The organism is Methylorubrum sp. SL192 (assembly GCF_026672325.1).
GTDB lineage: Bacteria > Pseudomonadota > Alphaproteobacteria > Rhizobiales > Beijerinckiaceae > Methylobacterium > Methylobacterium extorquens.
On record NZ_JAPPQV010000003.1, the window covers coordinates 3,001,178 to 3,027,792 of the forward strand.

The window sequence follows — 26,615 nt, forward strand, 5'->3', positions numbered from 1 at the left end:
CTCAAGCCTCGCCGCGGACGGTCACGCGGATCGGCGTGGGGTTGAAGCCGTTGCAGGGGTTGTTGATCTGCGGGCAGTTCGAGATCACGCAGATCACGTCCATCTCGGCCCTCAGCTCGACATAGTCGCCGGGCGAGGACACGCCGTCGACGATGGCGAGCCCGCCATCCTGCTCGATCGGCACGTTCATGAAGAAGTTGATGTTCGGCACGATGTCGCGCTTCGACAGGCCGTACTTTGCGACTTCCAGCGCGAAATTCTCGCGGCAGGCGTGGAGATACTTGGTGGCGTGGCCGAAGCGGACGGTGTTGCTTTCGCAGGAGCAGGCCCCCGCCGAGGTGTCGTGGCGCCCGCAGGAATCGGCGGTGACGGTGAGCATCACCCGGCCCTCGTTCGACATCACCCGCGTGCCGGTGGTGACGTAGGCCGCGCCCTGCGCGCGCACCGTATCCTGGGACGAGTAGCGCTCACCCAGGTCGTCGGCGCGGTAGAACAGGGTATCGACGGCCTGGCAGCCCTGGCTGTCCTCGATGCGGATGGTCTGGCCGGCCCGCACGAGGGTGGAGAACGGCGCCTGCGCGGGCACGATGGCATCGAAGAGCGTGGTCACGGTGTCGGTCATCGGTGTCGCTCCCCTCAGAAGCCGGCGGCGGCGTTGTTCTCGAAGCCGCGCACGGCCTCGATCGTGGCGGTGCGGCAGAGGTCGTCCATTGCCGGGGGCGGGGCGCGGAAGCGGGTCACGGCCACCGGGTTCGGCGCGTATTCGGGCGCCGGGTCGAGGGGATGGGGGCAGTTCGAGAGCGCGACGATCAGGTCCATCTCGGCGCGCAGGTCCACGAAATCGCCCGTGGTCCGGCCAGCGGCATTCCAAGCAAAGCGGCCCTCAGGCCCGACGACGACGGGGGCGAAGAACGAGACGCAAGGAGGGATGTCGCGCCGCTCCAGCCCGCTCTTGAGGGCGGCGAGCACAAGGTTGTCGCGGGTGTTGCGATGCGGCCCGCCCGCGTAGCGCGCCGCGTTCGAGGCGGCATTGGAGCCGCCGACGAGGGCGTCGTGCGCCCCGCAGGAATCCTCGATCAGCGAGAACATCACCCGGCCCATATCGGAGAACAGCACCCGGCCTTTCCGCAGGGCGGCCGTCCACTGCACCTTGACGGTGTCGGCGTAATTCAGCCGCTCGCTGGTGTCGGCGGCCGACCAGGCGACGAGGGCGACGCTCGACGCGCCGTGGTCGAGGCCGAGCCGGAGCGCCTCCCCGGCCTTCAGAGCGGTGGTCCAGTACCAGCCGCCGGGGATGGTCTCGCGGTGGAGGATCGTGCCCGCGTCGAGCGGCACGCCACCGCGCGGGCTCGGGCCGGGCAGGGCGCGCGGGGCGTGGCCCTGGCCTGCCTGCTTCAGGTCCTCGTAGCGGCGGCGGTTTTCGGCGATCTGGCTCGCTTCGTCCGACATTGCGCATGTCTCCGATGGGGCCGGGTCGTCCCGGTCCAAAAGCCCTGTCGCGGCCGGGCCGTCCCGGCAGGCCAGAAGAGGTTTCGATGTCCTGTCCCCCGCTCGCCCTCATCCTGGGGCGCCGCGAAGCGGCCTCGAAGGAGGGCTCCAGACGTCGCGCGATCCCTGGAGCCCTCCTTCGAGGCCCGCTGACGCAGGCACCTCAGGATGAGGGCGAGGATGGGACGTTCATGAGCCACCAGGGTTCGAGGGTGACTCGTAGAAGGCGAAGAGCTTGCGGGCGGGCTCGACGATCTCCCAGGTGCCGGTGAAGCCGGCGGGCGAGACGAAGGCGTCGCCGGCCCGGAAGGTGGTCCGGGTGCCGGCCTCGTCGGTGACGACGATCACCCCTTCGAGAAGGTGGCAGAACTCGCTCTCAGTGAAGACGACCCGCCACGTCCCCCGCTCCGCCGCCCAGGTGCCGGCGGCGAAGCGCCCGTCGGCGCTGGTGAAGTGAAGCGTCGCGGTCTGAACCGGGTCTCCAGCCAGGATGCGCTCGGGCGCCGGTCGGTAGGTCGAGGGCTCGGCGGTGCTGTTCGCGAAGGCGATGACGGTCTTCATGGGAGCCTCCGCCTAGAACAGGTGGCTGTAGCGCTCGATTTCCCACGGGCTCACCGTGAGATGGTAGGCGTTCCACTCCTCGCGCTTGGTGCGGATGAACTCTTCGCGCAGCCCTGAGCCCAGCGTCGCCTCGACCAGGGGATCGGCGGCGAAGGCGTCGACCGCCTCCTGCAGGGTCTGGGGCAGGAACGCGATGCCGCGCGCCCGGCGCTCGCCGTCGCTCAGCGCGTAGAGGTTGTCCTCGTTGGGCTGGCCGGGGTCGATCCGCTCGCGCACGCCCTCCAGCCCGGCCGCGAGCACCAGGGCGGCGGCGAGGTAGGGGTTGACCGCGCCGTCCGCGTTGCGGCTCTCGCAGCGCCCGCCGCCGGCCGGCACGCGCACCGAGTTGGTGCGGTTGTTCGAGCCGTAGGAGTTGAACACCGGCGCCCAGGAGAAGCCCGCCATCGCGCCCTGGCGCACGAGGCGCTTGTAGCTGTTCACGGTCGGCGCGAAGGCGGCGCAGAGCGCCCGGCCGTGGCGCAGCACGCCGCCGATGAAGTGGTAGCCGGTCTCGGTGAGGCCGAGGCCGCGGGGATCCTCGCCGGGCGCGCAGGCGAAGAGATTGCGGCCGGTCTCGCGGTCGGAGAGCGACATGTTGAAGTGGGCACCGTTGCCGGTGCGGTCGGCGAAGGGCTTGGGCATCATCGTGGCGATGAGCCCTTCCTCCTTCGCGTAATGCTTGGTCATCATGCGGAAGAAGGTCAGCCGGTCGCACATGGTCAGCGCGTCGGCGTACTGGAAGTCGAACTCGAACTGCGCGTTCGCATCTTCATGGTCGAACGAGTACAGATCCCAGCCGAGATCGTTGATCGTGGTCGCGACCTTGTCGAGCCAGGAGAAGTTGTCGATGAAGCCGCGCACATCGTAGCAGGGCTTCACCAGCTTATCGTCCGCCACCGGCGTGTGCAGCGAACCGTCGGCGGCTTGGCGCAGCAGGAAGATCTCGCACTCGATGCCGAGATTGAAGCCGAAGCCCATCGCCTCGGCCTGCGCCAGGACATTCTTGAGGGCGACGCGAGTCGAGAGCGGGTAGGGCTTGCCCTGGAAGGTGAGGTCGGCCGGCGCCCAGGCGAGCTTGCTCTCCCAGGGGAGCTGGATGACCTGCGAGAAATCCGGGACCGAGGCGAGCTCGTCCTCGTTCGGCGCTTGGCCCAGGCCGTCGAGGGCGTAGCCGGTATAGCGCTCGGAGCCCGCCGCCATCTGCGGCAGGTGGTCGATCGGCACCACCTTGGCCTTCTGCGCGCCGTGGATGTCGACATAGGCGCCGATGACGTATTTCACGCCCTTCGCGCGCAGATCCTCCTGCACGGCACGCACCTGCGGATCGATGTCGTTCGCGTGGCCCATTTCAGGCTCCTGGCATGGGGACGGCGGGGCCGTCGTAGGAATGGGGAAGGGGCGGGGTCTCGGTGAGCCCGCGGCGGACGAGGGCGGTCAGGTCCTCGACCATCCAGGCGAACAGTTCGGCGCCCTCCGCCGCATTCGCCTGCGAGGGGAAGCCGGTGACGCCGTTGCGGCTGGTGCGGTTGACCGGGTGGGCGAAGACGAGGTTTTGGGTGCGGTCCGGGTCGTCGGCCTCGGCGATGCGGTCTTCCCGCACGAGGGCGGGGGCCTGCGCCTGCATCAGCGCGGTCTCGGCCCGGTTGGCGTGCCAGTCCTCGGCGTCGGCGAAATGGGCCGCGCGCACCCGCTCGCTGACGGTGGCGGTGTTGACGAGCGCGACCATCAGGTCGTCGTGGGCCGCCCGCAGCAGTTCCAGTGCGCAGCGTAAGGGGGCGGCGTTGGTGACGTGGGCGTTGACGAGGAACAGGCGGCGCACGCCCGAATGGTAGGCTTGGCTTCCGATCTGCCGGACGAGTTCGGTCATCACGACAGGGTCGAGAGCGAGGGTGCCGGGCCAGCGCCGGGAATGGCCGAGCGAGCAGCCATAGGGGAGGGCCGGCAGCATCGGCACGCGGGTGCGCGCCGAAACCGCGCGGCAGAGGAGGTCGGCCAGCACGAAATCCATGCCGCAGCCGAGATGCGGCCCGTGCTGCTCGGTGGCACCGATCGGCAGGAGCGCAGCCCCCGCAGCCGCTTCGAGATCACCGGGGATCTCCTCCCAGGTGCGTTCGGACCAGAGCAAGGGGAGAGTGGGGAGGGCGCTCATTCGACCTCGTCCCCCACGCTCGCCATCCGGGTCACCATGTCGAGACCACCGAGATCGGCCGGGCCGTCGGCCTCCGCCTCGCCGGGGTGGATCAGCGCATCGAGCCGGGCGCGGGTGGCGCGGAATTCCGGTGTCAGGCTCTGGCTCGGATGGCGCGGCCGGGGCACCGGCACCTCGATCAGTTCCTCGACCTCGCCGGGATGGGCCTTCAGGACGAGGATGCGGTCGGCGAGGTAAATAGCCTCGTCGAGGTCGTGGGTGATGAAGACGATGGTGATGTCGATCTTGCGCCAGATCTCGATCAGGTAGGCCTGCATCCTGGCCCGCGACTGGGTGTCGAGCGCCGAGAACGGCTCGTCCATCAAGAGGATGCGAGGGCGCATGGCGAGCGCGCGGGCGATGGCCACGCGCTGTTTCATGCCGCCGGAGAGCTGGTGCGGGTAGGCGTCGGCGAAGCGCTCCAGCCCGATGAGCGCCAGCCATTGCAGCGCCTCGCGCTCGGCCACATGCCGGGATTCGCCGTTCTCCTCCAGGCCGAAGGCGACGTTGCGCTTGACCGTGAGCCAGGGGAACAGGGTGTAACCCTGGAACACCATGCCCCGGTCGGCGCCGGGGCCAGAGACCGGCACGCCGCCGACGCTGACGCTGCCCGAACTCTTGATCTCGAGCCCGGCGAGGATGCGCACGAAGGTGGACTTGCCGCAGCCCGACGGCCCGACGACGCAGAGGAATTCGCGGCGATGGGTGACGAGATCGATGCCGCGGAGCGCCACGGTCTCGGCGCCGTCCGCGTTGCGAAACACCTTGCCGAGGCCCTCGACCCGCAGGGCGACGTCGCGGGCCTTCAGCCGGTCGAAGCGGGCGCGGACGGGCTCGCACTGGGTCCGATAATCACACGGCTCGGCCGTCAGCGGGATGGGAGCGGACGCGCTCATGCCGTCTCTCATGCCTCGGCCCTCGCATAGGGGAACAGGCGGCGGCCGAGCAGGGCCAGGGCAATGTCGGTGGCGATGCCGACGAGGCCGATCACGAGGATCGCCGCGTAGACGTTGTCGAAATGCTGGTAGCGGGCCTGCTGCGTGATGAAGAAGGTGATGCCGGACGAGGTGCCGATCAGCTCGGCGACGATCAGGTAGGTCCAGGCCCAGCCGAGCAGGATGCGCTGGTCGCGGTAGATCTGCGGCAGCACCGCCGGCACGATCACCCGGCGGATCAGGCGCAGATTGCGCGAGCCCATGGTGAGCGCCGCCTCGATCAGCAGCGGATCGACCCGGCGCGTGGTGTTGGCGATGACGAGCACCTGCTGGAAGAAGGTGCCGATGACGATGATGGCGATCTTCGGCCCGTCATAGATCCCGAGGATCGCGACCATCAGCGCGCCGAAGGCGGGGGCGGGCAGGTAGCGCACGAACTCGATCACGGGCTCGGTCAGCCGGGCGATCGTCGGTTGCGCCCCGCACAGGATGCCGAGCGGCACGCCGACGAGCGACGAGATCGTGAAGCCCCAAAAAATGATCTGGATCGAGTGCCACAGGCTCGCGGGCAGCCAGATCGTGTCGCGCTGCGGGGGCGGCGCCGTGAGCGAGGTCCAGAAGGCCACCGCGACCTCGTGCGGCGCGGGCAGGTAGACCGGGTTGGCCGGGCGCCCCTCGGGCACAGCCATCCCCCCGCTCTGGGCCGCCGCGACCTCCTCGGAAAACGCCGTCCGCGGCACCCGCATGCCGGGCTCCATCCAGGTCACGTCGCCGGGATTCGTGACCTCGACCAGCGGGTGCCAGAGGAAGGGCAGGTAGGAGACCGCCGCCCACAGCCCGAGCGGCAGCAGGAAGGAGAGCAGGGTGAGCGCCACGCGCCGACGCCGGGTCAGCGGGCGCGGCGCGCCGACCCAGGAGAGCCGCACCCGCCCGACGACCGGGGCGGTCCCCGCCACCGGCGGGAGCGGGGCGACCGCGACCGCCGGAACGGCGTCCCCCTCGGGAGGAGGCTGAGGCAGCGGCGCGCGCATCCTCAAGCCCTCACTTGCCGTCGGTGAGGGCGGGGTCGATGGCGGCCTTCACGTCCTGCGGGGTCTTGTAGACCTCGAACTTGACGTTGAAGGCATCGGCGTGCCGGCTCGAACCGTAGAGCGAGCCGAACCCGTCGGCATCCTTCATCACCGCGCGGCCCTCGGCCAGCGTCAGCAGCTTGGTGCCCTTGAGGAAGCGGGTGAAGACGGCGGGCTCCACCCCGACCTTGGCCGCCATGATGGCGACCGCGTCGCCTTGCGTCTTCGGGTCCGTGATGTAGCCGACGACCCGGTCCCACAGGCCGACGAGCTTGATCCAGTCGGGCCGCCGCGCGGCAAGGCTCGCGGGCGTCACCGTGACCACGTCGTAGATCAGGCCCGGCCGGTCGGCTGAGCTGTAGAGCGGACGGGCACCCGCCGCGCCGCGCATCGCCTGGCCGGCGATCGGCTGCCACGCGCCGATGGCGGCGACGTCGCCGGAGGCGAGGATCTGCGGAGTCTCGTTGGTCTTGGCGTTGACCAGCGTCACGTCGCTCTCCTTGATCCCGGCCTTCTGCAGGCCGTCGATCAGGAGCAGGTGCTCGACGAGGCCGACTTCGAGCCCGACCTTCTTGCCCTTGAGGTCGGCCAGCGACTTCGCCCCCGGCTTGCCGACGATGATGTCGTTGCCGTTCGAGTAGTCGGTAAGCAGGATCATGACGTTCCGGGCGCCGTTGCCGCTCATGACGAGGGCGTCGCCGTTGGTGCAGGTCACCGCGTCGAGCTTGCCCGCCGAGAACGCATCCATCGAAGCGGAGTAGTCGAACCACTCGAACTTGGCGTCGATGCCGGCCTCCTTGAGCCAGCCCTTCTCGATGGCGACCTGCCACGCCACCCAGCCCGGCCAATCGCTGTAGCCGATGCGCAGCGGCTCGGCGGCCTGCGCCATCGGCGCGGCAAGGAGGCCGGCAGCGAGGGTCAGCGCGGACAGGCTTCGGCGGAGGCGCGTGAGGCCGCCGGTGATCAGGGTCGGGATGCGCATGTCTCGTCTCCTCGGGATCGTCGCCGGAACCGGATGGCCGACCCTTGCCGTGGGTCGGCCGCGGATTTTGCGCGCAGGCCGGCATCGGCGGGCTGAGAAGCCCGTCCGTCGGATGCCGGCACTGAGGTTGGAAGGGGGTGAGGCGCTCGGGCCCGCGGACGTTACGTCCGGCCCGGGACGAGGCGCGTGCGGCCCCCGAAGCGGCCGCGAAGGCGCGCGATCCCGGCCCGCGCCGTCCTCGGGCGGCGCAAGGCGCGCGACCCGCTGGGGCGGCGATCGAGAGATGATGTCAGAGAAACGATCTGGGGGCTGATGCCGGGCATACGTTCCCTCTCAACAGAGAAAGAGATTGTACAAGACCTAACCTTGCCAATCTCTGGCTAGTGAGGTCTCCCGGGCTTTTATCCCGCCGTGCATCCGGGCGGATGTCTCCCGCCGCGGCAACCGCTCTCGGACCGAACACATCAAAGAGATGCTGGAACCCTAGCGATCAACTCGATGATGGTTTTAGGACCGGCGATTTTCTTGGTCAAGCGAAGACCATTCTTGGGCTGCGCAAGTTTTTACCTTTTATGCCCACGTTTTAATCGCTCTGCAGCCTGGATTCGCATTCGGCGCAAGTGGGCGGACAAGTGGGCGGAGCGGTGTTCGGCTCCGGATCCGCGGACGCAACCCGCGCGCGTTCGGCGAAGTGCCGGATGACGGTACCGACCCGCATGCCGCGCGGTACCGGCGGAGACGCGCATCGACCGGCCGGGAACCACGGGCCCTCTGCACAAGGCCCGCACATATCTTGCAACTTTATTGAACACGCTTGCTCAGAAACACGGCACGGACCAACATAGATCCGGTGCTGAGGCGTTAAAATTCCGGAACGTCGGTCGCTGCCAATAAAGCGTCGCAATACGACAAGCCCCCTCGAAGGGCCGGAAATACTCTTACATCGTCCAAGATAAGCTTGTCAGAAAATTCTGCCGCGAACAATATCGATCTATATCGAAAGGTGTCACCCCATGGGCCGGATCAATCTTGAAGGTATCAGCAAGATATTCGGCTCGAACCCCTCCAAGGCGCTCGATCTGATCGGCCAGGGGAAGCGCAAGGGCGACATCGCCGCCGCCTGCGGTGCGGTCGTCGGATTGCGCGACATCTCGTTCGACATCGAAGAGGGCGAGATCCTCGTCCTGATGGGCCTGTCCGGCTCCGGCAAGTCGACGCTCCTGCGCTGCATGAACCGTCTGGTCGAGCCGTCCTGCGGCCGGATCGTCGTGGACGGGGTGGACGTGACCCGGCTCGGCCGCAAGGAACTGCTCGCATTCCGCCAGAAGACCTTCGGCATGGTCTTCCAGCACTTCGCGCTGCTCCCCAACCGGACCATCCTCGGGAATGTCGGGTTCGGCCTCGAGATCAAGCGGGTCCCGGCCAAGGAGCGGATCGAGCGGTCGATGCAGGCCATCGAACTCGTCGGCCTCAAGGGCTGGGAGACGAAGTATCCCAATGAATTGTCGGGCGGCATGCAGCAGCGGGCGGGCCTCGCGCGGGCGCTCGCCGCCGATGCCGACATCCTGCTCATGGACGAGGCCTTCAGCGCCCTCGACCCGCTGATCCGCCGCGACATGCAGGCGGAGCTGCGCGACCTCCAGCGCAAGCTCAAGAAGACCATCGTCTTCGTCTCGCACGACCTCGACGAGGCCATCGCGCTCGGCGGCCGCATCGTCCTGATGAAGGACGGCGAGGTGGTGCAGATCGGGCAGCCCGAGGACATCGTGGCCCGCCCCGCGACCGACTATGTCGAGCGCTTCGTCGAGCATATCGATCTCGCCGCCGTGCTGCGGGCGGAGCAGGTCGCGGATCGCTCCGCCCCTGTGCTCGCCCCCACGCAGACGGTGGCTGAGGCGCGGACCGCGCTCGGCGGGGCAGGTAGCCGCACAAGCGGCCGGGCGTGGCTCGTCGCCGACGGGGACGGACGGCTGGTCGGCCGAATCTTCGCCGAGAGGCTCGCCTCCGCCCGGCCGGCCGAGACCCTCTCCAGCCTGCTCGATCTCGGACAATCCGTCGTCGAGGCGGACAGCCGGCTGGACACCATCCTCGCGACGGTCGCCGCCGAGGAATCCGTCGCGGTCGTAGGCCGGAACGGACGCCTGATCGGCTCCATCACCAGCCGCGACGTCGTGCAGGCACTCGCCGCGCGGCCCGGCACGCACGCGCAGCCGCATGCCGGTGCCCCGATCCTCTCAAAGCCGTCAGGAGCCCCGACATGGAGTGGAACGTCCCCAAATTCCCCCTCGACACGCTCAGTGACAACGGCCTCGACTGGCTCACCGAGCATGGCAGTTGGCTGACCCGAGCCGTCAGCCGCACCGTCTCCGACTGGATCGAAACGCTCACCACCGCCCTCGTCGCGATCCCGCCATGGCTCTGCATCGCGGTCGCGGCCTTCGCGGCGTACCGGGCCGGCGGTCGCAAGATCGGGCTCCTGACCCTCGTCGGCCTGCTGTTCCTGTGGAACCTGCGGCTCTGGCAGGCGACGGTCGAGACCCTGGTCCTCGTCACCATCGCCACCGCTGCGGCACTCGTGATCGGCGTTCCCGTCGGGATCTGGTTCGCGCTCAGCCGACGGGCTTGGCGCACCTTCTCCCCAATCCTCGACATGATGCAGACGCTGCCGAGCTTCGTCTACCTGATCCCGGCGCTCCCCTTCTTCGGGCTCGGCGCCGTCTCGGCCTGCTTTGCGACGATCGTCTTCTCGGTGCCCCCGGTGATCCGGCTGACGGCGCTCGGTATCCGCAACGTGCCGAGCGAACTCGTCGAGGCCTCCGATGCCTTCGGCAGCTCGGCGACCCAGAAGCTGTTCAAGGTGCAGTTGCCGCTCGCGCTGCCGACCATCATGGCCGGCGTCAACCAGACCATGATGCTCGCCCTCTCCATGGTCGTGATCGCGGCGATGATCGGTGCCGGCGGATTGGGCCGCGCGGTCTGGCAGTCGATCCAGCGGCTCGAGGCGGGCGCCGGCTTCGAGGCGGGCATCGGCATCGTGATCGTGGCCGTCATCCTCGACCGCGTGACGCAGGCCCTCGCCGCCCGGGCGCGCCCGCACGGTGTGGCTTGAGGGCTACATGTTCGACCGGAAAAGCAACTTCTGCTTGCGTTACCCGGCCGTTCGAATAACATAAGTCATACACCATGATCTTCTCTGATTAGCCTCGTTCTCCCCGAGCGAGAGAGGCTTCAGGCGAAGTCAGCCCTCAGATCAAAATCGGCACCACCCTCAAGCCACCCTGAAAGGCTCAATCCATGCGTGCACCGATACTTGGGGTGATCGCCTGCCTCGCGCTGGCCCAGACGCCGGCCGAGGCAGCCGGCAAACAGGTTCGGCTCGCCTATGTGGAATGGGCCGACGCCGTGGTCGCCACCAACATCCTCAAGCTCGTCCTTGAGGAAAAAGGCTACCAAGTGAAGACGATTCCGCTCGCGGCGGCGGCCATGTGGCAGTCGGTGGCGACCGGCGACGCGGATGCGAGCGTCGCGGCCTGGCTCCCCGTCACGCAGGGCGCCTATTACGAAAAACTGAAGAACCGCATCGACCTGATCGGCCCGAACGTCACGGGGGCGCGGATCGGCTGGGCCGTGCCCGCGACGTCGTCCCTCAACTCGATCGAGGATCTGGCGACCAAGGCCTCCGAGGTCGACGGCAAGGTGATCGGCATCGATCCCGGCGCCGGCGTGATGAAGAGTTCCGAGGCGGCCATCAAGGCCTACGGCCTCAAGGTCAAGCTGCTCGACGGCAGCGACGCCACGATGACCAGCGCGCTGAAGGATGCGGTGCGACAGAAGAAGGACGTGGTCGTCACGGCCTGGACGCCGCACTGGATGTTCGCGCGCTACGACCTGAAATACTTGGCCGACCCCAAGAAGAGCTTCGGTGAGGCCGAGAGCGTGAACACGCTGGCCCGCAAGGGGCTCAAGGACGACCTGCCCGAGGTCTACGCGATCCTCCAGAAGTTCAAGCTCACCATCAAGGACGAAGAAGCCGTGATGGCGGAGAACGAGGAAAAGGGCGCCAAGCCCGAGGCGACCGCCGCGAAGTGGATCGCGCAGAATCGCGCGACGGTCGATGGCTGGCTGAAGTGACGGCCCGGTCCGAGACATAAGAAAACGACGGGAAACAGCTCGGAAGGCGACCTGGGTCTTCATTCAAGGGGTTGAGGCAAATGACGGCGAACGGTTTGGCGGCTGCCCTTGTGGCATGTGCCGCGGGGGTCATGCTGTGCCCATCGACAGCCGCTGCGCAGACGCAGGGCCCGGTCGAGGTCAATGCCGAGCCCAGCCAAGCCAACAGCGAGCAGCCGGTTGCCGTCCCCGATCCGCGCTACGCGCCCGAATCCCGCAGCAATTTCGATCTGGGGCCACCGAAGGGTAAGACCGACTCGGGCACCTTCACCTTCGGCGGCGCCATCCGCGCCCGCTACGATTGGCGCTTCGACGATGCCAGCCGCGGCGGCGTACGCAAGGCGCGGGAGAATTTCGACTTCGATACCCTCGCGTTCAAGGCCACCTACGATTCCGACACGATCTTCGGCTCGGCGCAGTACCGGTTCTACGGCGGCAGCTCGATCTACGGCCCGCGCAGCGGCTATCGCGGCAATCCGGGCGAGGTGAGCTACCCGATGTGGGCCTATGTCGGCTACAAATTCACGCCGGAAGACAGCATCACCGCCGGCATCAACCAAGCCCCTTTCGGCCTGACCCCGTATTTCGGGACGAGCTTCCTCGAAACCCTCGGCTTCACCATGGGCCTGGAGGAAGTGTACAATCTCGGCGTCAAGTTCTCGCATGTCGAGCCGGACTTCAATTATCAGGTCGGGTTCTATCCGGGCTCCGCCCCCAACGCCTTCGGCCTGAGCCCGGACAGCGCGCGCTACTCCACCGCGATCGTCCGGGCCGACCCCTACGTCACGTTCGGAACGAACAACGCCGAACAAAACATGTTCATCGGCCGGGCGGAGTACTTCGTTCTCAAGAACGATGACGTCTCGCTCGCCTTCGGCGCCTCGATCTGGCACTCGGACATCTACAATTTCGACACGCGCCAGACCGGCACCAAGCAGCTCGAAGGTCTGCACGCGCTCGGCACCTACGGCCCCTGGGGCTTCAAGGCGATCTATGTCCGCCAGGACATCGACCCGCGAAACCCCTTCCGCAACGATCTCGTCACGGTCGGCGGCTTCGACTTCTCGTACAACCTCGCGGCGCGCGGCAATTTCGTCTCGGCGGAAGTGACCTACAAGGTGCCCGATCCGATCGGCCCGTTCACCGTGGTGCCCTTCGCCGGCTTCAGTGCCTTCTACAAGGACAAAGCAAATTTCCGGGCCAGCGAGCGCTTTACGCTGGGCGGCGCCTGGACCCTGACCGCCGATCCGAACCTGATCATCTACACCGAGGCCGCCATCGGCCGGAACGACCCCTATGTCGGCGTCGGCGAGTTCAACAACGGCCTCGCCCAGGGCGGCGAGAACCGCTTCAAGTCGCGATTCATCATGAACATCGGCTATTATTTCTAGAATTGATGGTTTCGCGAGCGGCGCGCCGGCTTCCTTGGGAGCCGGCGTTTTCGTTTTCAGGCCCGCCGGCCCCACCACAATCCGGTTCCGTCGAGATCTGCATCGGCACGCAGCAGTGAAGGCACAGCGGGGCGCCGGATGCCCCGGCGCCCCGCTGTGCTTTGATCGGGTGAGGTGGATTGGCCGCGACGGCTCAGGCGCGCACGCTGCCTTGCGTCTGCACCAGCTTCCGCTCGGCGCTCGGCGGCTGGCCGAAGCAGTCGAGATAGGCCTTCGAGAAGTGCGAGGCCGAGGTGAAGCCGCACTCGAACGCCACCGAGAGCAGCGGCATCGCCGTCTGGCGGATCAGGTTGCGGGCGTGTTCCAGGCGGATGCGCAGGTAATGCTTGGCCGGTGAGCGGCCGAGATACTTCAGGAACAGCCGTTCGAGCTGGCGGGTCGAGAGCTGCACCGCGTCGGCGAGCTCCTGGCTGCCGAGCGGCTCGGCGAGCGAGGTTTCCATCAGTCCCACCACCCGCAGCAGCTTCGGGTGCGAGACCCCGAGGCGCATGCGCAGGTCCATCCGCTGGCGCTCGCCGGATTCGCGGATGCGGTGATGGATGAGCTGGTCGGCGACCTCCGAGGCCACGCTCGGCCCGTGGTCGCGCACGATCAGCGACAGCATCATGTCGGCCGCCGCAGTGCCGCCCGCGCAGGTAAAGCGGTTGCGGTCGATCTCGAACAGGTCCGAGCCGATCTCCAGCCCGTCATGCTCGGAGACGAGGCCCGGCAGGTTCTCCCAGTGGATCGTCGCCCGGTAGCCGTCGAGGAGGCCGGCCTTGGCCAGGACGTAGGTGCCCGTGCACACCGCGCCGATCGCCGCCCCGCGGGCGCTGCATCGGCGCAGGGCCGAATGGAGGGCGCGGTGATCCGGATGCTGGATGTCGATGCCGCCGCACACGACCAGCATGTCGAAGTCCTGCGCATCGCAGAAGCGGCCCGCGACCTTGACCTCGATCCCGTTCGAGGCGGTGCACTTGGTGCCGTCCTCCGACCACAGCGAGAAGCGGTAGAGATCGCGGCCGACCGCGCGGTTGGCGAGCCGCAGGGGCTCGATCGCCGAGGAGAAGGCGATCATCGAGAAGCGATCGACCAGCATGAAGCCGACGGAGATGGCTCTCCCGGTCACGGCCTCGCTCGCCGCAGCAACACCTGCCGGGCATGTAGCCCCGGCCGCGATCGTCATTTCCATCCCGACCACCGTTTGTCGGCCTATGCCGCGGCTTGGTGGGCAAATCGCGTGCCGCGGCGATCCCTGTGCCGGCGGGGGAGCGATTCGGGGTCGCTCCGGCTGTACCCGGCACGGTCGATCGGACGCGGCACCTCCGCAGAGACGACGCCCACACCGGAACTTAATCTCCGATCGGCCGGCGAAGGCAACAGAATAATTCTTGTTTGCCCCTCGGATCACCGCCGCGTGATCGGGCTGGCCATCCGGTTTGTCGGTCGAACGGCCGCGCGAAACAGACCGCCGAAGAGCCCGATCGAAGCCGCGCGGCGGCGTTTCGGCGGGACAGGCCGGGAAATCGATCGAGGTCGGGAATCCCAAACTCGCGGTCGCCGTCGATCAAGCCCCACCGCGGGGCGCGGACCATGATCGCTCAATACCGCGAGGTCGACCGATGCGCCGCTTCTCCCTCACGTCGCTGCTCTCCGAATCCCTGCGGGGCCATACCGGCTGGGGCCGCCAGTGGCGTGCCCCCGAGCCCAAGCCCCGCTACGACGTCGTCATCGTCGGCGGCGGCGGCCATGGCCTCGCGACCGCCTATTATCTTGCCACCGTGCACGGCATCACCAACGTGGCGGTGCTGGAGAAAGGCTGGATCGGCGGCGGCAATACTGGCCGCAACACCACGATCATCCGCTCCAACTACCTCTACGACGAGAGCGCGGCGATGTACGAGCACGCGCTCAAGCTCTGGGAGGGGCTCAGCCAGGAGCTGAACTACAACATCATGTTCTCCCAGCGCGGCGTGTTGATGCTCGCGCACAACATCCACGACGTTCAGAGCTTCAAGCGCCACGTCTACGCCAACCGCCTCAACGGCATCGACAACGAGTGGCTCTCGAAGGAAGAGTGCAAGGAATTCTGCCCGCCGCTCGATATCTCGGGGAGCCTGCGCTACCCCGTGCTCGGCGGCGCGCTCCAGCGCCGGGCCGGCACCGCCCGCCACGACGCGGTGGCCTGGGGCTATGCCCGCGGCGCCGACAACCGCGGCGTCGATATCATCCAGAATTGTGAGGTCACCGGCATCCGCCGGGATGCCTCCGGTGCGGCGGTGGGCGTCGAGACGACCCGCGGCTTCATCGGCGCCGGCCGGATCGGCGTGGTCGCCGCCGGCCACACCTCGACGCTGATGTCGATGGCCGGCGTGTCGATGCCGCTGGAGAGCTACCCGCTCCAGGCTTTGGTCTCCGAGCCGGTCAAGCCGTGCTTCCCCTGCGTAGTGATGTCGAACGCGGTCCACGCCTACCTGTCGCAATCCGACAAGGGCGAGCTGGTGATCGGCGCCGGCACCGACCAGTACACCTCCTACAGCCAGCAGGGTGGCCTCCACATCACCACCCACACGCTCGACGCGATCTGCGAGCTGTTTCCGCAATTCACCCGGATGCGGATGCTGCGCTCCTGGGGCGGCATCGTCGACGTGACGCCGGATCGTTCGCCGATCATCGGCAAGACCCCGGTGCCGAACCTGTTCGTCAATTGCGGCTGGGGCACCGGCGGCTTCAAGGCGACGCCGGGCTCGGGCCACGTCTTCGCCCACACGCTCGCGACGGCTGAGCCGCACGCGATCAACGCGCCCTTCACCCTCGACCGGTTCCGCACCGGGCGCCTCATCGACGAGGCCGCCGCCGCGGCCGTCGCGCACTGATCCGTCGGGAGCCAGACCCATGCTGCTGATCGCCTGTCCCCATTGCGGCAAACGGCCCGAGACCGAGTTCCGGTGCGGCGGCCAAGCCCATATCGCGCGGCCCACCGACCCGATGACCGTCGATGACGGCGCCTGGAGCGAGCACCTGTTCGTGCGCGCCAACCCCAAGGGCGTGCATGCCGAGCGCTGGTGCCACGTCCACGGCTGCGGGCGTTGGTTCAACGCCCTGCGCGACACGATCAGCGACCGCTTCGTCGAGACTTATCCGATGGGGGCGAAGCCCACCCAATCCACCCAGAGCGAGACGAGGGCGTGAGATGGCACAGCCGTTCAGATTGTCCCGCGGCGGACGCATCGACCGCACCCGCCCCATCGTCTTCGAATTCAACGGAAAGCCGGTCCACGGATTTGCTGGCGACACCGTCGCCTCGGCGCTGCTGGCCAACGGCATCCACCTCGTCGGACGCTCGTTCAAGTACCACCGCCCCCGCGGCATCCTGAGCCACGGCCCCGACGAGCCGAGCGCGCTGCTCTCGGTCGATCGCGGGCCCGGCCGGATCGACCCGAACAACCGTGCCTCCGTGGTCGAGGCCCGCTCAGGCCTGCGCACGACCTCGCAGAACCATTGGCCGTCGCTCGAATTCGATGTCGGCGCCGTCAACGACCTCCTGTCGCCGGTCTTCGTGGCGGGCTTCTACTACAAGACCTTCATGTGGCCCCGGAAGTTCTGGGACCGGGTCTATGAGCCGTTCATCCGCGCCGCCGCCGGTCTCGGCAAGGCGCCGACGGTGGCCGATCCCGACCGCTACGCCAACCGCCACGCTCATTGCGACGTGCTGATCGTCGGCGCCGGCCCGGCGGGGCTTGCTGCCGCGCTCGCCGCGGCGCGCACCGGCAAGCGGGTGATCCTGGCCGACGAGGGCGCGGAGCCCGGCGGCACCCTCCTGCACGACACGACCTCGCAGATCGACGGACGCACGGCGGCGGACTGGCTTGCCGAGACGCTGGCCGAGCTCGATGCCCGCGAGAACGTCATCCTGCTGCCCCGGACCACCGCCTTCGGCTATTACAACCACAACCACGTGGCGATGACCGAGCGCGTCACCGACCACCTCTCCTCCGCCGCAGGCCAAGCGCCCCGCGAGCGCCTGTGGCAGGTGCGGGCGGAGCAGGTCGTGCTCGCCGGCGGCTCCCATGAGCGCCCCCTCGTCTTCGCCGACAACGACCGGCCGGGCATCCTGCTCGCCGAAAGCGTGCGGGTCTTCCTCAACCGTTACGGCGTGGCGCCGGGCCGCAAGCTCGTCTTCGCCACGAGCGGCGCCTCCGCCTACCAAGCCGCGCTCGATGCGCGCTCCGCTGGCCTCGACGTCACCCTCGTCGATCTGCGCCTGGAAGCGGATTGCGGACCGGAGTTGGCCCGCCTACGCAGCGCTGGAGTCGACGTGTTGACCGGCCACACCGTGGTCGGATCGAAGGGCCGGAAGCGCGTCACGGGTCTCATCGTGGCGCCTGTCGGGAGCGACGGCCGGTGCGGCGGCCGTCGCATTCTCCCTTGCGACTGCGTCGGCATGTCCGGCGGCTGGACGCCCGCCGTCCACCTGTTCTCGCAGTCCCGCGGCAAGCTCGCCTACGACGAGGGCATCGATGCCTTCGTGCCGAGCCGCTCGGCGCAAGAAGAGCGCTCGGCGGGCGCGGCCCGCGGCACCTACGACCTCGCCGCCTGCCTCGCGGAGGGCTTCGCCGCCGGTGCCGCCGCGGCGGGTTCCGACGCACGGCAGGACTTCAGGGCGACGGAGACGCTGACCGGCTTCCAGCCGGTGCGGATCATGCCCACCGACGCGAACCCGACCAAGGTCCGCGCCTTCGTCGATTACCAGAACGACGTCACCGCCAAGGACATCAAACTCGCGGTGCGCGAGGGCTTCCAGTCGATCGAGCACGTCAAGCGCTACACCACGACCGGGATGGCGACCGATCAGGGCAAGACCTCGAACATGAACGCGCTCGGCATCGTCGCCGGGCAGCTCGACAAGGCGCTGCCCGCCGTCGGCACCACGACCTTCCGGCCGCCCTATACCCCGGTGACCTTCGGTGCGCTGGTGGGCCCCGCCCGCCACGCCCTGTTCGATCCGATCCGCACCACGCCGATCCACGAATGGGCCGAGGCCCACGGCGCCCTGTTCGAGAACGTCGCCCTGTGGCGGCGCGCCTGGTACTTCCCGAAGGACGGCGAGGACCTGCACGCCGCGGTCGCCCGCGAGTGCAAGGCGGTGCGCGAGGGCGTCGGCATCTTCGACGCCTCGACGCTCGGCAAGATCGAGATCGTCGGCCGGGATGCGGCCGAGTTCATGAACCGCCTCTACATCAACCCCTGGACCAAGCTCGCGCCGGGCCGCTGCCGCTACGGGCTGATGCTGAAGGAGGACGGCTACATCCTCGACGACGGCGTCGTCGCCCGCGTCTCGGACACCTGCTTCCACGTCACCACCACCACCGGCGGCGCCGCGCGGGTGCTCGGCCACATGGAGGACTACCTTCAGACCGAGTGGCCGGAGCTCGAAGTGTTCCTGACCTCGACCACCGAGCAATGGGCGGTGATCGCGCTCCAGGGCCCGAAGGCCCGCGCCGTGATCGCGCCGCTGGTCGACGGCATCGATCTGTCGCCGGACGCCTTCCCGCATATGGCGATGCGCTCAGGCACGATCTGCGGCGTGCCGACCCGGCTGTTCCGGGTGTCGTTCACCGGTGAACTCGGCTTCGAGATCAACGTGCCCGCCGACCACGCCCGCGCGGTCTGGGAAGCGGTGTTCGAGGCGGGCCGGGCCCACGGCATCACGCCCTACGGCACCGAGACGATGCACGTGCTGCGCGCCGAGAAGGGCTACATCATCGTCGGCCAGGAGACCGACGGCACGGTGACGCCGGACGATGTCGGCATGGCCGGCATGATCCCGAAGGCCAAGGGAGACTTCGTCGGCAAGCGCTCGCTGGCGCGCCCCGACGTCGTCGCCACCGGCCGCAAGCAGCTCGTCGGCCTCATGACCGACGATCCCAAACTCGTCCTCGACGAGGGCGCGCAGATCGTCACCGATACCCATCAGCCGATCCCGATGCGCATGCTCGGCCACGTCACGTCGAGCTACTGGAGCGCCAATTGCGGCCGCTCCATCGCGCTGGCCCTGGTCGAGGGCGGACGCGAGCGGATGAACGGCCATCTCTTCGTCACCACGCCGGACGGGTTCACCCGCGTCACCGTCTGCGAACCGGTCTTCTTCGACGTCCAGGGGGAGCGCATCCATGCTTGAGACCCGCTACCGCGCCGCCCGCGCCCTGCCGCTCGGCGCCCTGTCCCGCTCGGCCCCCGCCGGTTCGGGCGTCTCGGTCCGGCCCGCGGGCGCCGAGGCGCGCTTCTCCCTGCGGGCGCGGCTCGCCGCCGGCACCGCACCGAAGCTCGCCGGGCTCGCGCTCGATGCGCCGATCAACACGGTCGGCACCGACGGCGAGGTCTGGATCGCCCGGCTCGGGCCCGACGAGTGGCTCGTCGGCGGCCCCGAGGCCGATGCCGACCTGCTCCAAGGCCGCATCCACGAGGCGCTCGCCGGGCTGCCCCACTCCCTGGTCGACGTCTCGCACCGCAATGTCGGCATCGACGTGTCGGGCCGGCAGGCCGCGGCGGTGCTCAATGCCGGCTGCCCGCTCGACCTGTCCGAGACCGCCTTCCCGCCGGGCAGCGCCACCCGCACCCTGCTCGGCAAGTCCGAGATCGTGCTGATCCGCGCCACCGCCGCACCGCTCTACCGCGTCGAGTGCTGGCGCTCGTTCTCGACCTACGTCCACGGCTTCCTCAATGAGGCCGTCTTCGGGGTCGAAGGGTCCGCCGCGCATTGATGCAGGATTGATACACGTTGGCGGCGAGCCCATCTCGTCCCTATGGCTCCCGCGCGGCCCCGGCACCCTGCCATGACGCGCATCTCCCCCGAACTTGCATCCATGTCGGGAAGAGCCGCCTTTTGAGAGAGCAACGGACCCGATGATCAGCACCTTCGATCTGTTCAAGATCGGGATCGGTCCGTCGAGCTCCCACACCGTCGGGCCGATGATCGCCGGGCGCCGGTTCCGCGAGACCGTGCTCGCCCGCGCTCGCGTCGCCCGCGTCAGCGCCGAGATCTACGGCTCGCTCGCCTGGACCGGGCGCGGCCACGGCACCGACGTGGCGATCCTGCTCGGGCTCATGGGCCACGCGCCCTCCACCATCGACCCGGATCGGACCGCGCCGCTCGCCGACGAACTGCGCCGGACCGGCGATCTCGGCATTCCCGGCGTCCATTTCGAGCCCGAGCGCGACCTCGTCTTCAACTTCAAGGACATCCTGCCGCTGCACACCAACGGCATGCGCTTTCGCGCCTACGATGCCCGGGATGCGCTGATCGAGGACCAGATCTTCTACTCGGTCGGCGGCGGCTTCGTCGTCACCGCCGCCGAGGCAGAAGCCGCTGCGGCGGGCCATGCGGAGTGCGTGCCGCCCCCGCTCGCCTTCGGCAGCGGGCGCGAACTCCTCGACCTGACCCTGCGCACCGGGCTGACGATCCCGCAGATCCAGCTCGCCAACGAGCTGACCCTGCGCCCGCGCGACGAGATCGATGCCGGCCTCGACGCGATCCGCGATGCGATGTTCGCCTGCATCGAGCGCGGCCTGCGCATGGACGGCGAGTTGCCCGGCGGCCTGCGGGTACGGCGGCGCGCCAAGCGGCTCTACGAGTCGCTGGAGGCGACGAAGCTCGCCAACAGCCGCCCGGCCCACGAGATCATGGATTGGATCAGCCTCTACGCACTGGCCGTCAACGAAGAGAACGCCTCGGGCGGCCGGGTGGTGACGGCGCCGACCAACGGCGCGGCCGGCATCGTCCCGGCGGTGCTGCGCTACACCCGCGATTTCTGCCCCGATTGGAGCGACGAGCGCGGGCGCGAGTTCCTGCTCACCGCCGCCGCCATCGGCGGGCTGATCAAGGCCCGCGCCTCGATCTCGGGCGCGGAGGTCGGCTGCCAGGGCGAGGTCGGCTCGGCCGCGGCGATGGCGGCGGCGGGGCTGACCGCCGCGCTCGGCGGCTCGGCCTTCCAGATCGAGAACGCCGCCGAGATCGCCATGGAGCACCATCTCGGCATGACCTGCGATCCGATCGCCGGCCTCGTGCAAGTGCCCTGCATCGAGCGCAACGCCTTCGGCGCCAACAAGGCGGTGGTAGCGGCCTCGCTGTCGCTGCGCGGCGACGGCCAGCATCGGGTGAGCCTCGATGAGGTGATCGAGACCATGCGCCAGACCGGCCACGACATGCAGGCCAAGTACAAGGAAACCTCGCTCGGAGGGCTCGCCGTCAACGTCGCCGCCTGCTGAGGTCCCGCGCCCACCGTCGCGGGTGAGAACGACCGGCGTTGGGGCGTGCCGTACAGCACGCTGCAGCGGGGCGCGCGGCGCCCCTCCGCTGCACGAAGCGCCGATCGGACCCGTGTCGGCCCTTTCCCGATCACACCGGCACCGGCTGATCCCGCAACCCCTCTTCCGGCCCCGGAGGAGGGGTTTTTTGCGTCGATTCCGCTCTCCGGCAGGGCGGCGCGCCGCCGGCAACGCTCGGCCGGACCGGCGGCTTCATGCAAAACAGGTGAGCAATTCGCTAAATTTTGGGCCTTCCTGCTCAATGCATGCGCATGGAGCAAGTCTGCTCCCAAGCTTCCGCGCTCCTCCGAGGACAGAGGAAGGATCATATGAGTTCAGACGCAGGCCGTCCTCGTCTTGATCAACGACGGCGCGATCGAGGCTCATCTCATGTTCGGCAAGGTTTTCGAAAGTGTTCGCGCCCGGCTCCGCGCTCGGGCGGATGAAGAGGCTCTGATGGACCTCAGCGATGCGGCTCTGGCCGATATCGGGCTGAGCCGGGCCGCGTTGCCGGGTCTGCGCTCCCGCATCGAGCCGGCCCCGGTCGAGGCGAAGGCCAGCGAGACGCTGTTCCTGTCCTTCGCCTTCCCGATGGCCATCCAGCGCGCCTGAGGGCCGGTTTGACGTGACCGATCGAATGCTCTCACGATGCCCGCCGCTCCGTCAGCGCCGGAGCGGGGACAATCCGCCGGGCATTGTGTGAGGCACTTTTACGCGATCCCACCCGCGCCCTCATCCTGAGGTGCTCGCGTCAGCGAGCCTCGAAGGAGGGCTCCAGGGATCGCGGTGCTCTCTGGAGCCCTCCTTCGAGGCCTCCGCTTTGCTCCGGCACCTCAGGATGAGGTCGCGGATGGGAAGAGAACACGGCCTGCGGTGCTGCCATCGCACATCGAACAGGCTCTGAGGATCTTCAGGCCGCCGCGCTCTCCGGCAGGGCGACCGCCGTGGGCTCGTGCCCCTCGGCCCGCAGAACCTCCACGAGATCGGCCGGGACGAGCGAGAGGGTGCGCGTGCTGACGAGCGGGTGGATGTTGACCCGCGTCTCCGCCAGCAGGCTGTCCTGAAGGAACACCCGCACGCTGCCCGGCGCGGCGTTGAGCGCCGCCAGTGGCGACACGGCCCCGCTCTCGACCCCGAGCTGTTCGCGCAAGGCATCGGGGCTCGCGAAGGACAAGCCGCCGCGGGCGCCGAGCACGGCGCGGAACGCCTTCAGATCGACCTGCGCGTCATGCTGGAGCGTGACGAGGAAGTAGGTCTTCTTCCCGTCGCGCAGGAACAGGTTCTTGGTGTGGGCGCCGGCGATGTCGCCGCAGATCGCCATCATCGCCTCGACGGTGAGCACGGCTTCGTGCTCGTAGAGCTTGTAGGCGATTCCGCGCTCGCGCAGCCGCGTCAGCAGGTCGTCCGGGCTCAGGGGCATCGTTTCGCTTTCCTCAGGTCTTCGGTTCCGCCGGCGGGGCGAGCACGCCGATCTGCCGGAGATAGGCCAAGATCTCGCGGGCGGCGTCCTCGGGATCGGGCTCGACCAGGAGCCGGCCGCTCGCGGCCGAGCCACCCTCGCCGGTGGCCGCCTTCAGCCGCTCCGCCGCCGAGCCGCCCGCGGGCGCGCCCTTCACGATCTTGGGCCGGCGGTGATAGGGCCGCTCCTCCACCGCCAAGGCGAGAGCTGGAAGTGATGCCGGCGCGACGGCCAGCGCCTCGACGCGCCCGCGGCGGGCCCGGCCATAGGCGTAGGCGAGGGGGGCGGGGGCGTCCGGATGGCAGGTGACGACGACCGGTCCCCGCACCTCCACCCGGCGCAGGGCGCCCCGCCCGAGGCTCTGATCGAGGCGCAGGGCGCCCTCCGCGTCGAGCGCCGCCGCGACCACGTCGGATACGAGGGGAATTGAGAGGGCGCGGGCCAGGGCGTAGGGCACGAGGCCGCTCTCGTCGCCGCCCTGGCTGCGCCGTCCGGCCAGGATCAAGTCGGGGGCAAGTTCGGCGAGCCGCGCGGCGAGCGCGGGCACCGGGTCGTCGCCGGCCGCGATCCTGATGTGCTCGATGCGGGGCAAGCCCTGGCCCAGCGCCTCGGCGATGGCGGCGGCATCCGGCCCGGCATGCAGGCCCAGGGTCTCGGACCCCGAGCCGAGCCCGGCGGCCATCCGGATCGCCTGCGCCTCGACCCGCGGCAGCACGGGCGCCCCGGAGACCGGATGCAGCCCGGCGGAGAGAAGGACCGCGATTCTCATGACGCCGTCCCCGACCCGGCGGCCTCTTCCGCCAGCAGCCGCAGCAGGGCCGGCATCACGGCCTGGGCATCCAGCACCACGGCGAGGCCCGCCCGCTCGATCATCGCCGCGTGGAGATCTGTGTTGACCGCCACTACGTGCTCGCAGCCGGCGACACCCTGGAGATGCTGCGGCGCCCCGGAGATGCCGAGCGCGAAGTAGCAGGTCGCCGCGAGCACCGTGCCCGAGGCGCCGACCTGGGTATGGCGCGGCATCAGCCCGGAATCGCACAGCACGCGGCTGGCGCCGGGTGTCGCGTGAAGCGCCGCCACTACCTGCCGGAAGGTGTCGAGATCGGAGAGACCGTTGCCGGCCGACACCACGAACTCGGCGAGCGAGAGCGGCACGGTCGCGGGATCGGCCGGGATGCGTGTCACCGAGACGATGTGTTGCGGGGTTTCCAGCGCAGCCCCTTCGAAGGGCAGGGCGCGGGCCTCCCGCGGCGGGCCGGCATAGTCGGCGACCGCGTCCGGTGCCACGGTGGCGAGGCGGGGCGGGGCGAGGCTCTGCTCGACCCGGCGGCCCCGGGCCGGACGGACGAGCCCCTTGGCGGCCACCACCTCGGCATTGGTGAACAGCGGCTCGTTCAGGCCCACCGCGACGCGGCGGGCGAGATCGCCGCCATCGAGCGATTCCGGGAACAGGACGTGACGTGCCCCGACGCCTGCGAGCGCGGCCTCGATGCGGGCGGCCCGGCCTGCCGGGTCGTAGCCCTCCGCGCGCTCGAGCCGGAGCATCCGGTCGGCACCGGCCGCACCCAGCCCCTCGCACTCCCCCTCCACGATGACCGCGACGGCGCCCTCGCGCCCGGCGAGCGCGCGCGCCGCACCGATCACCTGCCGGTCATGGCTCGAGAGGCGCCCGCCGGGGGCGTCCGGCACCACCGCGACGAGGAAGGCGGGGGTCTCGACGATGATCGTCTTCGGCGCCTCGGCCACGGGCGCGGTCCGGGGTGTAGCGGTGACGGCCTCGCCGACAGGGCGGCCGATCTGGCTGAGATCGTAGCGCGCCCGCGCGAGCCCCCCGATGCGCTGCGCCGCGCGCTCGGCCCGCGGGTCGCGGCGGGGCCGGCCGGAGCCGGTCACCCGACGGGTGCGGTCGTAGCGCGGGCGGGGGCCCTCGCCGGCGACGAGGGAAGCCGCCCGCTCGGCCCGTGGGTCTCGGCGCGGGCGGCTCATCGGCCCGCCTCCACCGCCTGGAGCAGGAGTTCGGCCACGTCGCGGATCTCCGCCTTACGGTCGGTCACGCCCTCCAGCATCGCCGTGCAGGAGGGGCAGGCGACGGCGACGATCCCGGCGCCGGTCTCGGCCGCCTGGGCCATGCGGATGTCGGGGATACGCCGCTCGCCCGGCACGTCGCTCACCGGCGCGCCGCCGCCACCGCCGCAGCACATCGCCCGGCGCCCGGACCGGGTCATCTCGCGGCGGGTGACGCCGATCGCGTCGAGCACCGCGCGGGGCGCCTCGGTCTCCCCGTTGTAGCGGGCGAGGTAGCAGGGGTCGTGATAGGTCACCGAGAGGTCCGGCAGACGGCCCGGATTGAGCTTGCCCGCCCGGATCAGCTCCAGCAGGAGGGCGGTGTGGTGGGTCACGGTGTAGTGGCCACCGAAGGCCGGGTACTCGTTGCGCAGGGCATGCAGCGCGTGTGGGTCGGCGGTGACGATCCGCTTGAAGCGGTACTTCGCCAGCGTCGCGATGTTCTCCCGCGCCAGCGCCTGGAAGGTCGCCTCGTCGCCGAGCCGGCGGGCGAGGTCGCCGGTGTCGCGCTCCTCCGCACCCAGCACCGCGAAATCGACTTGCGCCTCGCGCAGGAGCCGGATCAGCGCCCGCAAAGAGCGGCCGTAGCGCAGGTCGTAGGCGCCCTCGCCGAGCCAGAGCAGGACATCGACCGGCTCGCGCTCTGCGATCCGCGGCAGGTCGAGCCCGGCGGCAAAATCGGTGCGCGAGGCCAGCGGGCGCCCGCCGGGATCGCCGGACTGGCGCAGCTCCGTCACTGGGACGACGGCCTTCTCGGGCAGCGCTCCGCGCTCCAGCGTCTCGTGCCGGCGCAGGGAGACCACGGCATCGACATGCTCGATCATCATCGGGCATTCCTCGACGCAGGCGCGGCAGGTGGTGCAGGACCACAAAGTGTCGGGATGGATGCGCGCATCCGGCCCGATCAGCCGGGCCAAAGCCCCGCGCTCGCCCTCCGCCGCCCGGCCGCCGGGATAGGGGTTGCCGGCATAGGCGGGCTCGGCCGGCGAGAGGCCGGCGACGAGATCCTGAATGAGTTTTTTGGGGTTCAGCGGCTGGCCGGCGGCGAAGGCCGGGCAGGCGGTCTCGCAGCGCCCGCAGCTCACGCAGGCGTCGTAGGACAGCAGCCGGTTCCAGGTGAAGTCGGCCGGCATCTCCGAGCCGAGCCGGGGCGCGTCGAGGTCGAGCGGCTGGAGCGCGGTGTCGGGCCGGCCCTCAAACCGGCCGGGTCGGGGATGGGCGACGAGGTGAAGCGCGCCGGCCGCCGCGTGGCGCATCGGGCCGTGGCGCACCTCGAAGGCGAGGCCGAGCCCGCCGGCCGCCGCGAGCGCGAGCGCGACGGAGCCGAACAGGCCACCGCCGCCGCCGAGCGCGAGGATGAGGGCGGTGATCGTGCCGCCGACGGCGTAGGCGACGAGGAGGAACGGCAGGATCTGGAAGCGGCCGGCAGAGAGGCGCTTCGGCTTGGCCGGGTAGCGCCGGGCGCCGACGAGCAGCGAGCCGATCGCGGTCACGCCGAAGGCGAGCGCCACGAGGAACCAGTAGGGCCGGAAATCGGCCAGCGGCGGCAGGATCGCCAGCGCGGTGAGGATCGAGGCCGCGATCAGGCCGCCAGCCACGACCGCGTGCATGCGCGAAGCGTAGGCGTCGCGCGCCACGACGTGGTGGACATCGACGAGGTAGCGCCGGGGCAGCTTGGCGAGCCCGTCGAGCCACGCCACGGGCGCGGCGGCACCGACGCGCCAGAGGGCGGCACGGCGCAAGCCCTGGACGAGGGCGAGCGCCGCCATCAGCCAGACGAGGCCGGGAAACACCGTGGTCAGGGGCACGAAGCTGGTCATGACGGTGGGCCTACGGGCTGGGCGACAGTTCCGGACGGGGCTTACGAGGACCGTGCATCTCCTCTCCCCGCACGCGGGGAGAGGGTCGCGACGACCCTGTCG

23 protein-coding genes and 1 riboswitch are annotated in these 26,615 nt (G+C 69.4%); of the genes, 10 read left to right on the forward strand and 13 right to left on the reverse strand.

Annotated features, from left to right (window positions below):
• Window position 1: 1 nt before the first annotated feature.
• The 8 genes from OVA30_RS14945 to OVA30_RS14980 form a co-directional block, all read right to left on the reverse strand.
• Window positions 2–622 carry an urea amidolyase associated protein UAAP2 gene (locus OVA30_RS14945; protein ID WP_012254931.1) on the reverse strand — a complete coding sequence of 207 codons (621 nt, stop codon included), beginning with the start codon at window positions 620–622 and terminating at the stop codon, window positions 2–4.
• 14 nt (window positions 623–636) lie between these two features.
• Window positions 637–1,449 carry an urea amidolyase associated protein UAAP1 gene (locus OVA30_RS14950; protein WP_268175924.1) on the reverse strand — a complete coding sequence of 271 codons (813 nt, stop codon included), beginning with the start codon at window positions 1,447–1,449 and terminating at the stop codon, window positions 637–639.
• 228 nt (window positions 1,450–1,677) lie between these two features.
• Window positions 1,678–2,049, reverse strand: coding sequence for a cupin domain-containing protein (locus OVA30_RS14955; protein ID WP_268175925.1), 372 nt, complete (start codon window positions 2,047–2,049; stop codon window positions 1,678–1,680).
• A 12-nt stretch (window positions 2,050–2,061) separates the two neighbouring features.
• On the reverse strand, window positions 2,062–3,435 hold the full coding sequence (gene glnT / locus OVA30_RS14960; RefSeq protein WP_012254934.1) for a type III glutamate--ammonia ligase: 1,374 nt from the start codon (window positions 3,433–3,435) through the stop codon (window positions 2,062–2,064).
• Window position 3,436: 1 nt separating this feature from the next.
• On the reverse strand, window positions 3,437–4,237 hold the full coding sequence (locus tag OVA30_RS14965; RefSeq protein WP_268175926.1) for a creatininase family protein: 801 nt from the start codon (window positions 4,235–4,237) through the stop codon (window positions 3,437–3,439).
• A complete protein-coding gene (locus OVA30_RS14970) occupies window positions 4,234–5,184 on the reverse strand; it encodes an ABC transporter ATP-binding protein (protein ID WP_268175927.1) in 951 nt (316 codons plus the stop codon). Before OVA30_RS14970 ends, OVA30_RS14965 begins: the two co-directional genes overlap by 4 nt.
• Window positions 5,181–6,242, reverse strand: a complete 1,062-nt coding sequence (locus OVA30_RS14975; protein WP_268175928.1) for an ABC transporter permease — start codon at window positions 6,240–6,242, stop codon at window positions 5,181–5,183. The genes OVA30_RS14970 and OVA30_RS14975 overlap by 4 nt, the downstream gene beginning before the upstream one ends.
• Before the next feature lie 10 nt (window positions 6,243–6,252).
• On the reverse strand, window positions 6,253–7,263 hold the full coding sequence (locus OVA30_RS14980) for an ABC transporter substrate-binding protein (RefSeq protein ID WP_268175929.1): 1,011 nt from the start codon (window positions 7,261–7,263) through the stop codon (window positions 6,253–6,255).
• 388 nt (window positions 7,264–7,651) lie between these two features.
• Window positions 7,652–7,761, reverse strand: a riboswitch (guanidine-I (ykkC/yxkD leader).
• Between the two features lie 515 nt (window positions 7,762–8,276).
• Here OVA30_RS14980 and OVA30_RS14985 point away from each other — a divergent pair.
• From OVA30_RS14985 to OVA30_RS15000, 4 genes are all read left to right on the forward strand, one after another.
• Complete coding sequence (locus tag OVA30_RS14985) at window positions 8,277–9,605, forward strand: quaternary amine ABC transporter ATP-binding protein (protein ID WP_268175930.1); 1,329 nt, start codon at window positions 8,277–8,279, stop codon at window positions 9,603–9,605.
• Entirely contained in the window at window positions 9,521–10,372 is an 852-nt protein-coding gene (locus OVA30_RS14990; RefSeq protein WP_015823926.1) for an ABC transporter permease, read from the forward strand. The genes OVA30_RS14985 and OVA30_RS14990 overlap by 85 nt, the downstream gene beginning before the upstream one ends.
• Window positions 10,373–10,557: 185 nt before the next feature.
• Entirely contained in the window at window positions 10,558–11,394 is an 837-nt protein-coding gene (locus OVA30_RS14995) for a glycine betaine ABC transporter substrate-binding protein (RefSeq protein ID WP_003606104.1), read from the forward strand.
• Between the two features lie 80 nt (window positions 11,395–11,474).
• A complete protein-coding gene (locus OVA30_RS15000; protein ID WP_268175931.1) occupies window positions 11,475–12,824 on the forward strand; it encodes a hypothetical protein in 1,350 nt (449 codons plus the stop codon).
• A gap of 193 nt (window positions 12,825–13,017) precedes the next feature.
• Here OVA30_RS15000 and OVA30_RS15005 read toward each other — a convergent pair whose 3' ends face one another.
• The gene (locus tag OVA30_RS15005) at window positions 13,018–14,049 is read right to left on the reverse strand and encodes a GlxA family transcriptional regulator (RefSeq protein ID WP_015951988.1); all 1,032 of its coding nucleotides are present in this window, start codon (window positions 14,047–14,049) and stop codon (window positions 13,018–13,020) included.
• Window positions 14,050–14,485: 436 nt separating this feature from the next.
• Here OVA30_RS15005 and OVA30_RS15010 point away from each other — a divergent pair, with 436 nt between their 5' ends.
• From OVA30_RS15010 to OVA30_RS15035, 6 genes are all read left to right on the forward strand, one after another.
• Window positions 14,486–15,739 (forward strand): sarcosine oxidase subunit beta family protein, encoded by a 1,254-nt coding sequence (locus tag OVA30_RS15010; protein ID WP_015823930.1) that lies wholly within the window; start codon window positions 14,486–14,488, stop codon window positions 15,737–15,739.
• A 19-nt stretch (window positions 15,740–15,758) separates the two neighbouring features.
• Window positions 15,759–16,055 (forward strand): sarcosine oxidase subunit delta, encoded by a 297-nt coding sequence (locus OVA30_RS15015; RefSeq protein ID WP_015823931.1) that lies wholly within the window; start codon window positions 15,759–15,761, stop codon window positions 16,053–16,055.
• Between the two features lies 1 nt (window position 16,056).
• Window positions 16,057–19,044, forward strand: a complete 2,988-nt coding sequence (locus tag OVA30_RS15020; protein ID WP_268175932.1) for a sarcosine oxidase subunit alpha family protein — start codon at window positions 16,057–16,059, stop codon at window positions 19,042–19,044.
• Entirely contained in the window at window positions 19,037–19,627 is a 591-nt protein-coding gene (locus OVA30_RS15025) for a sarcosine oxidase subunit gamma (protein ID WP_268175933.1), read from the forward strand. The genes OVA30_RS15020 and OVA30_RS15025 overlap by 8 nt, the downstream gene beginning before the upstream one ends.
• A gap of 142 nt (window positions 19,628–19,769) precedes the next feature.
• A complete protein-coding gene (locus OVA30_RS15030; protein ID WP_268175934.1) occupies window positions 19,770–21,131 on the forward strand; it encodes an L-serine ammonia-lyase in 1,362 nt (453 codons plus the stop codon).
• A 429-nt stretch (window positions 21,132–21,560) separates the two neighbouring features.
• Window positions 21,561–21,782 carry a DUF1127 domain-containing protein gene (locus OVA30_RS15035; protein WP_003607061.1) on the forward strand — a complete coding sequence of 74 codons (222 nt, stop codon included), beginning with the start codon at window positions 21,561–21,563 and terminating at the stop codon, window positions 21,780–21,782.
• A 298-nt stretch (window positions 21,783–22,080) separates the two neighbouring features.
• Here the strand turns inward: OVA30_RS15035 and OVA30_RS15040 are convergent, their stop codons facing one another.
• The 4 genes from OVA30_RS15040 to OVA30_RS15055 are packed head-to-tail and all read right to left on the reverse strand — an operon-like array spanning window position 22,081 to window position 26,513.
• Window positions 22,081–22,590 (reverse strand): prolyl-tRNA synthetase associated domain-containing protein, encoded by a 510-nt coding sequence (locus OVA30_RS15040; protein ID WP_012254950.1) that lies wholly within the window; start codon window positions 22,588–22,590, stop codon window positions 22,081–22,083.
• A gap of 13 nt (window positions 22,591–22,603) precedes the next feature.
• Window positions 22,604–23,398, reverse strand: a complete 795-nt coding sequence (locus OVA30_RS15045) for an electron transfer flavoprotein subunit beta (protein WP_268175935.1) — start codon at window positions 23,396–23,398, stop codon at window positions 22,604–22,606.
• Window positions 23,395–24,615: an electron transfer flavoprotein subunit alpha/FixB family protein gene (locus OVA30_RS15050; protein ID WP_268175936.1), complete on the reverse strand. Its 1,221-nt coding sequence runs from the start codon at window positions 24,613–24,615 to the stop codon at window positions 23,395–23,397. Before OVA30_RS15050 ends, OVA30_RS15045 begins: the two co-directional genes overlap by 4 nt.
• Entirely contained in the window at window positions 24,612–26,513 is a 1,902-nt protein-coding gene (locus tag OVA30_RS15055; RefSeq protein ID WP_268175937.1) for a (Fe-S)-binding protein, read from the reverse strand. The genes OVA30_RS15050 and OVA30_RS15055 overlap by 4 nt, the downstream gene beginning before the upstream one ends.
• Window positions 26,514–26,615: the final 102 nt, after the last annotated feature.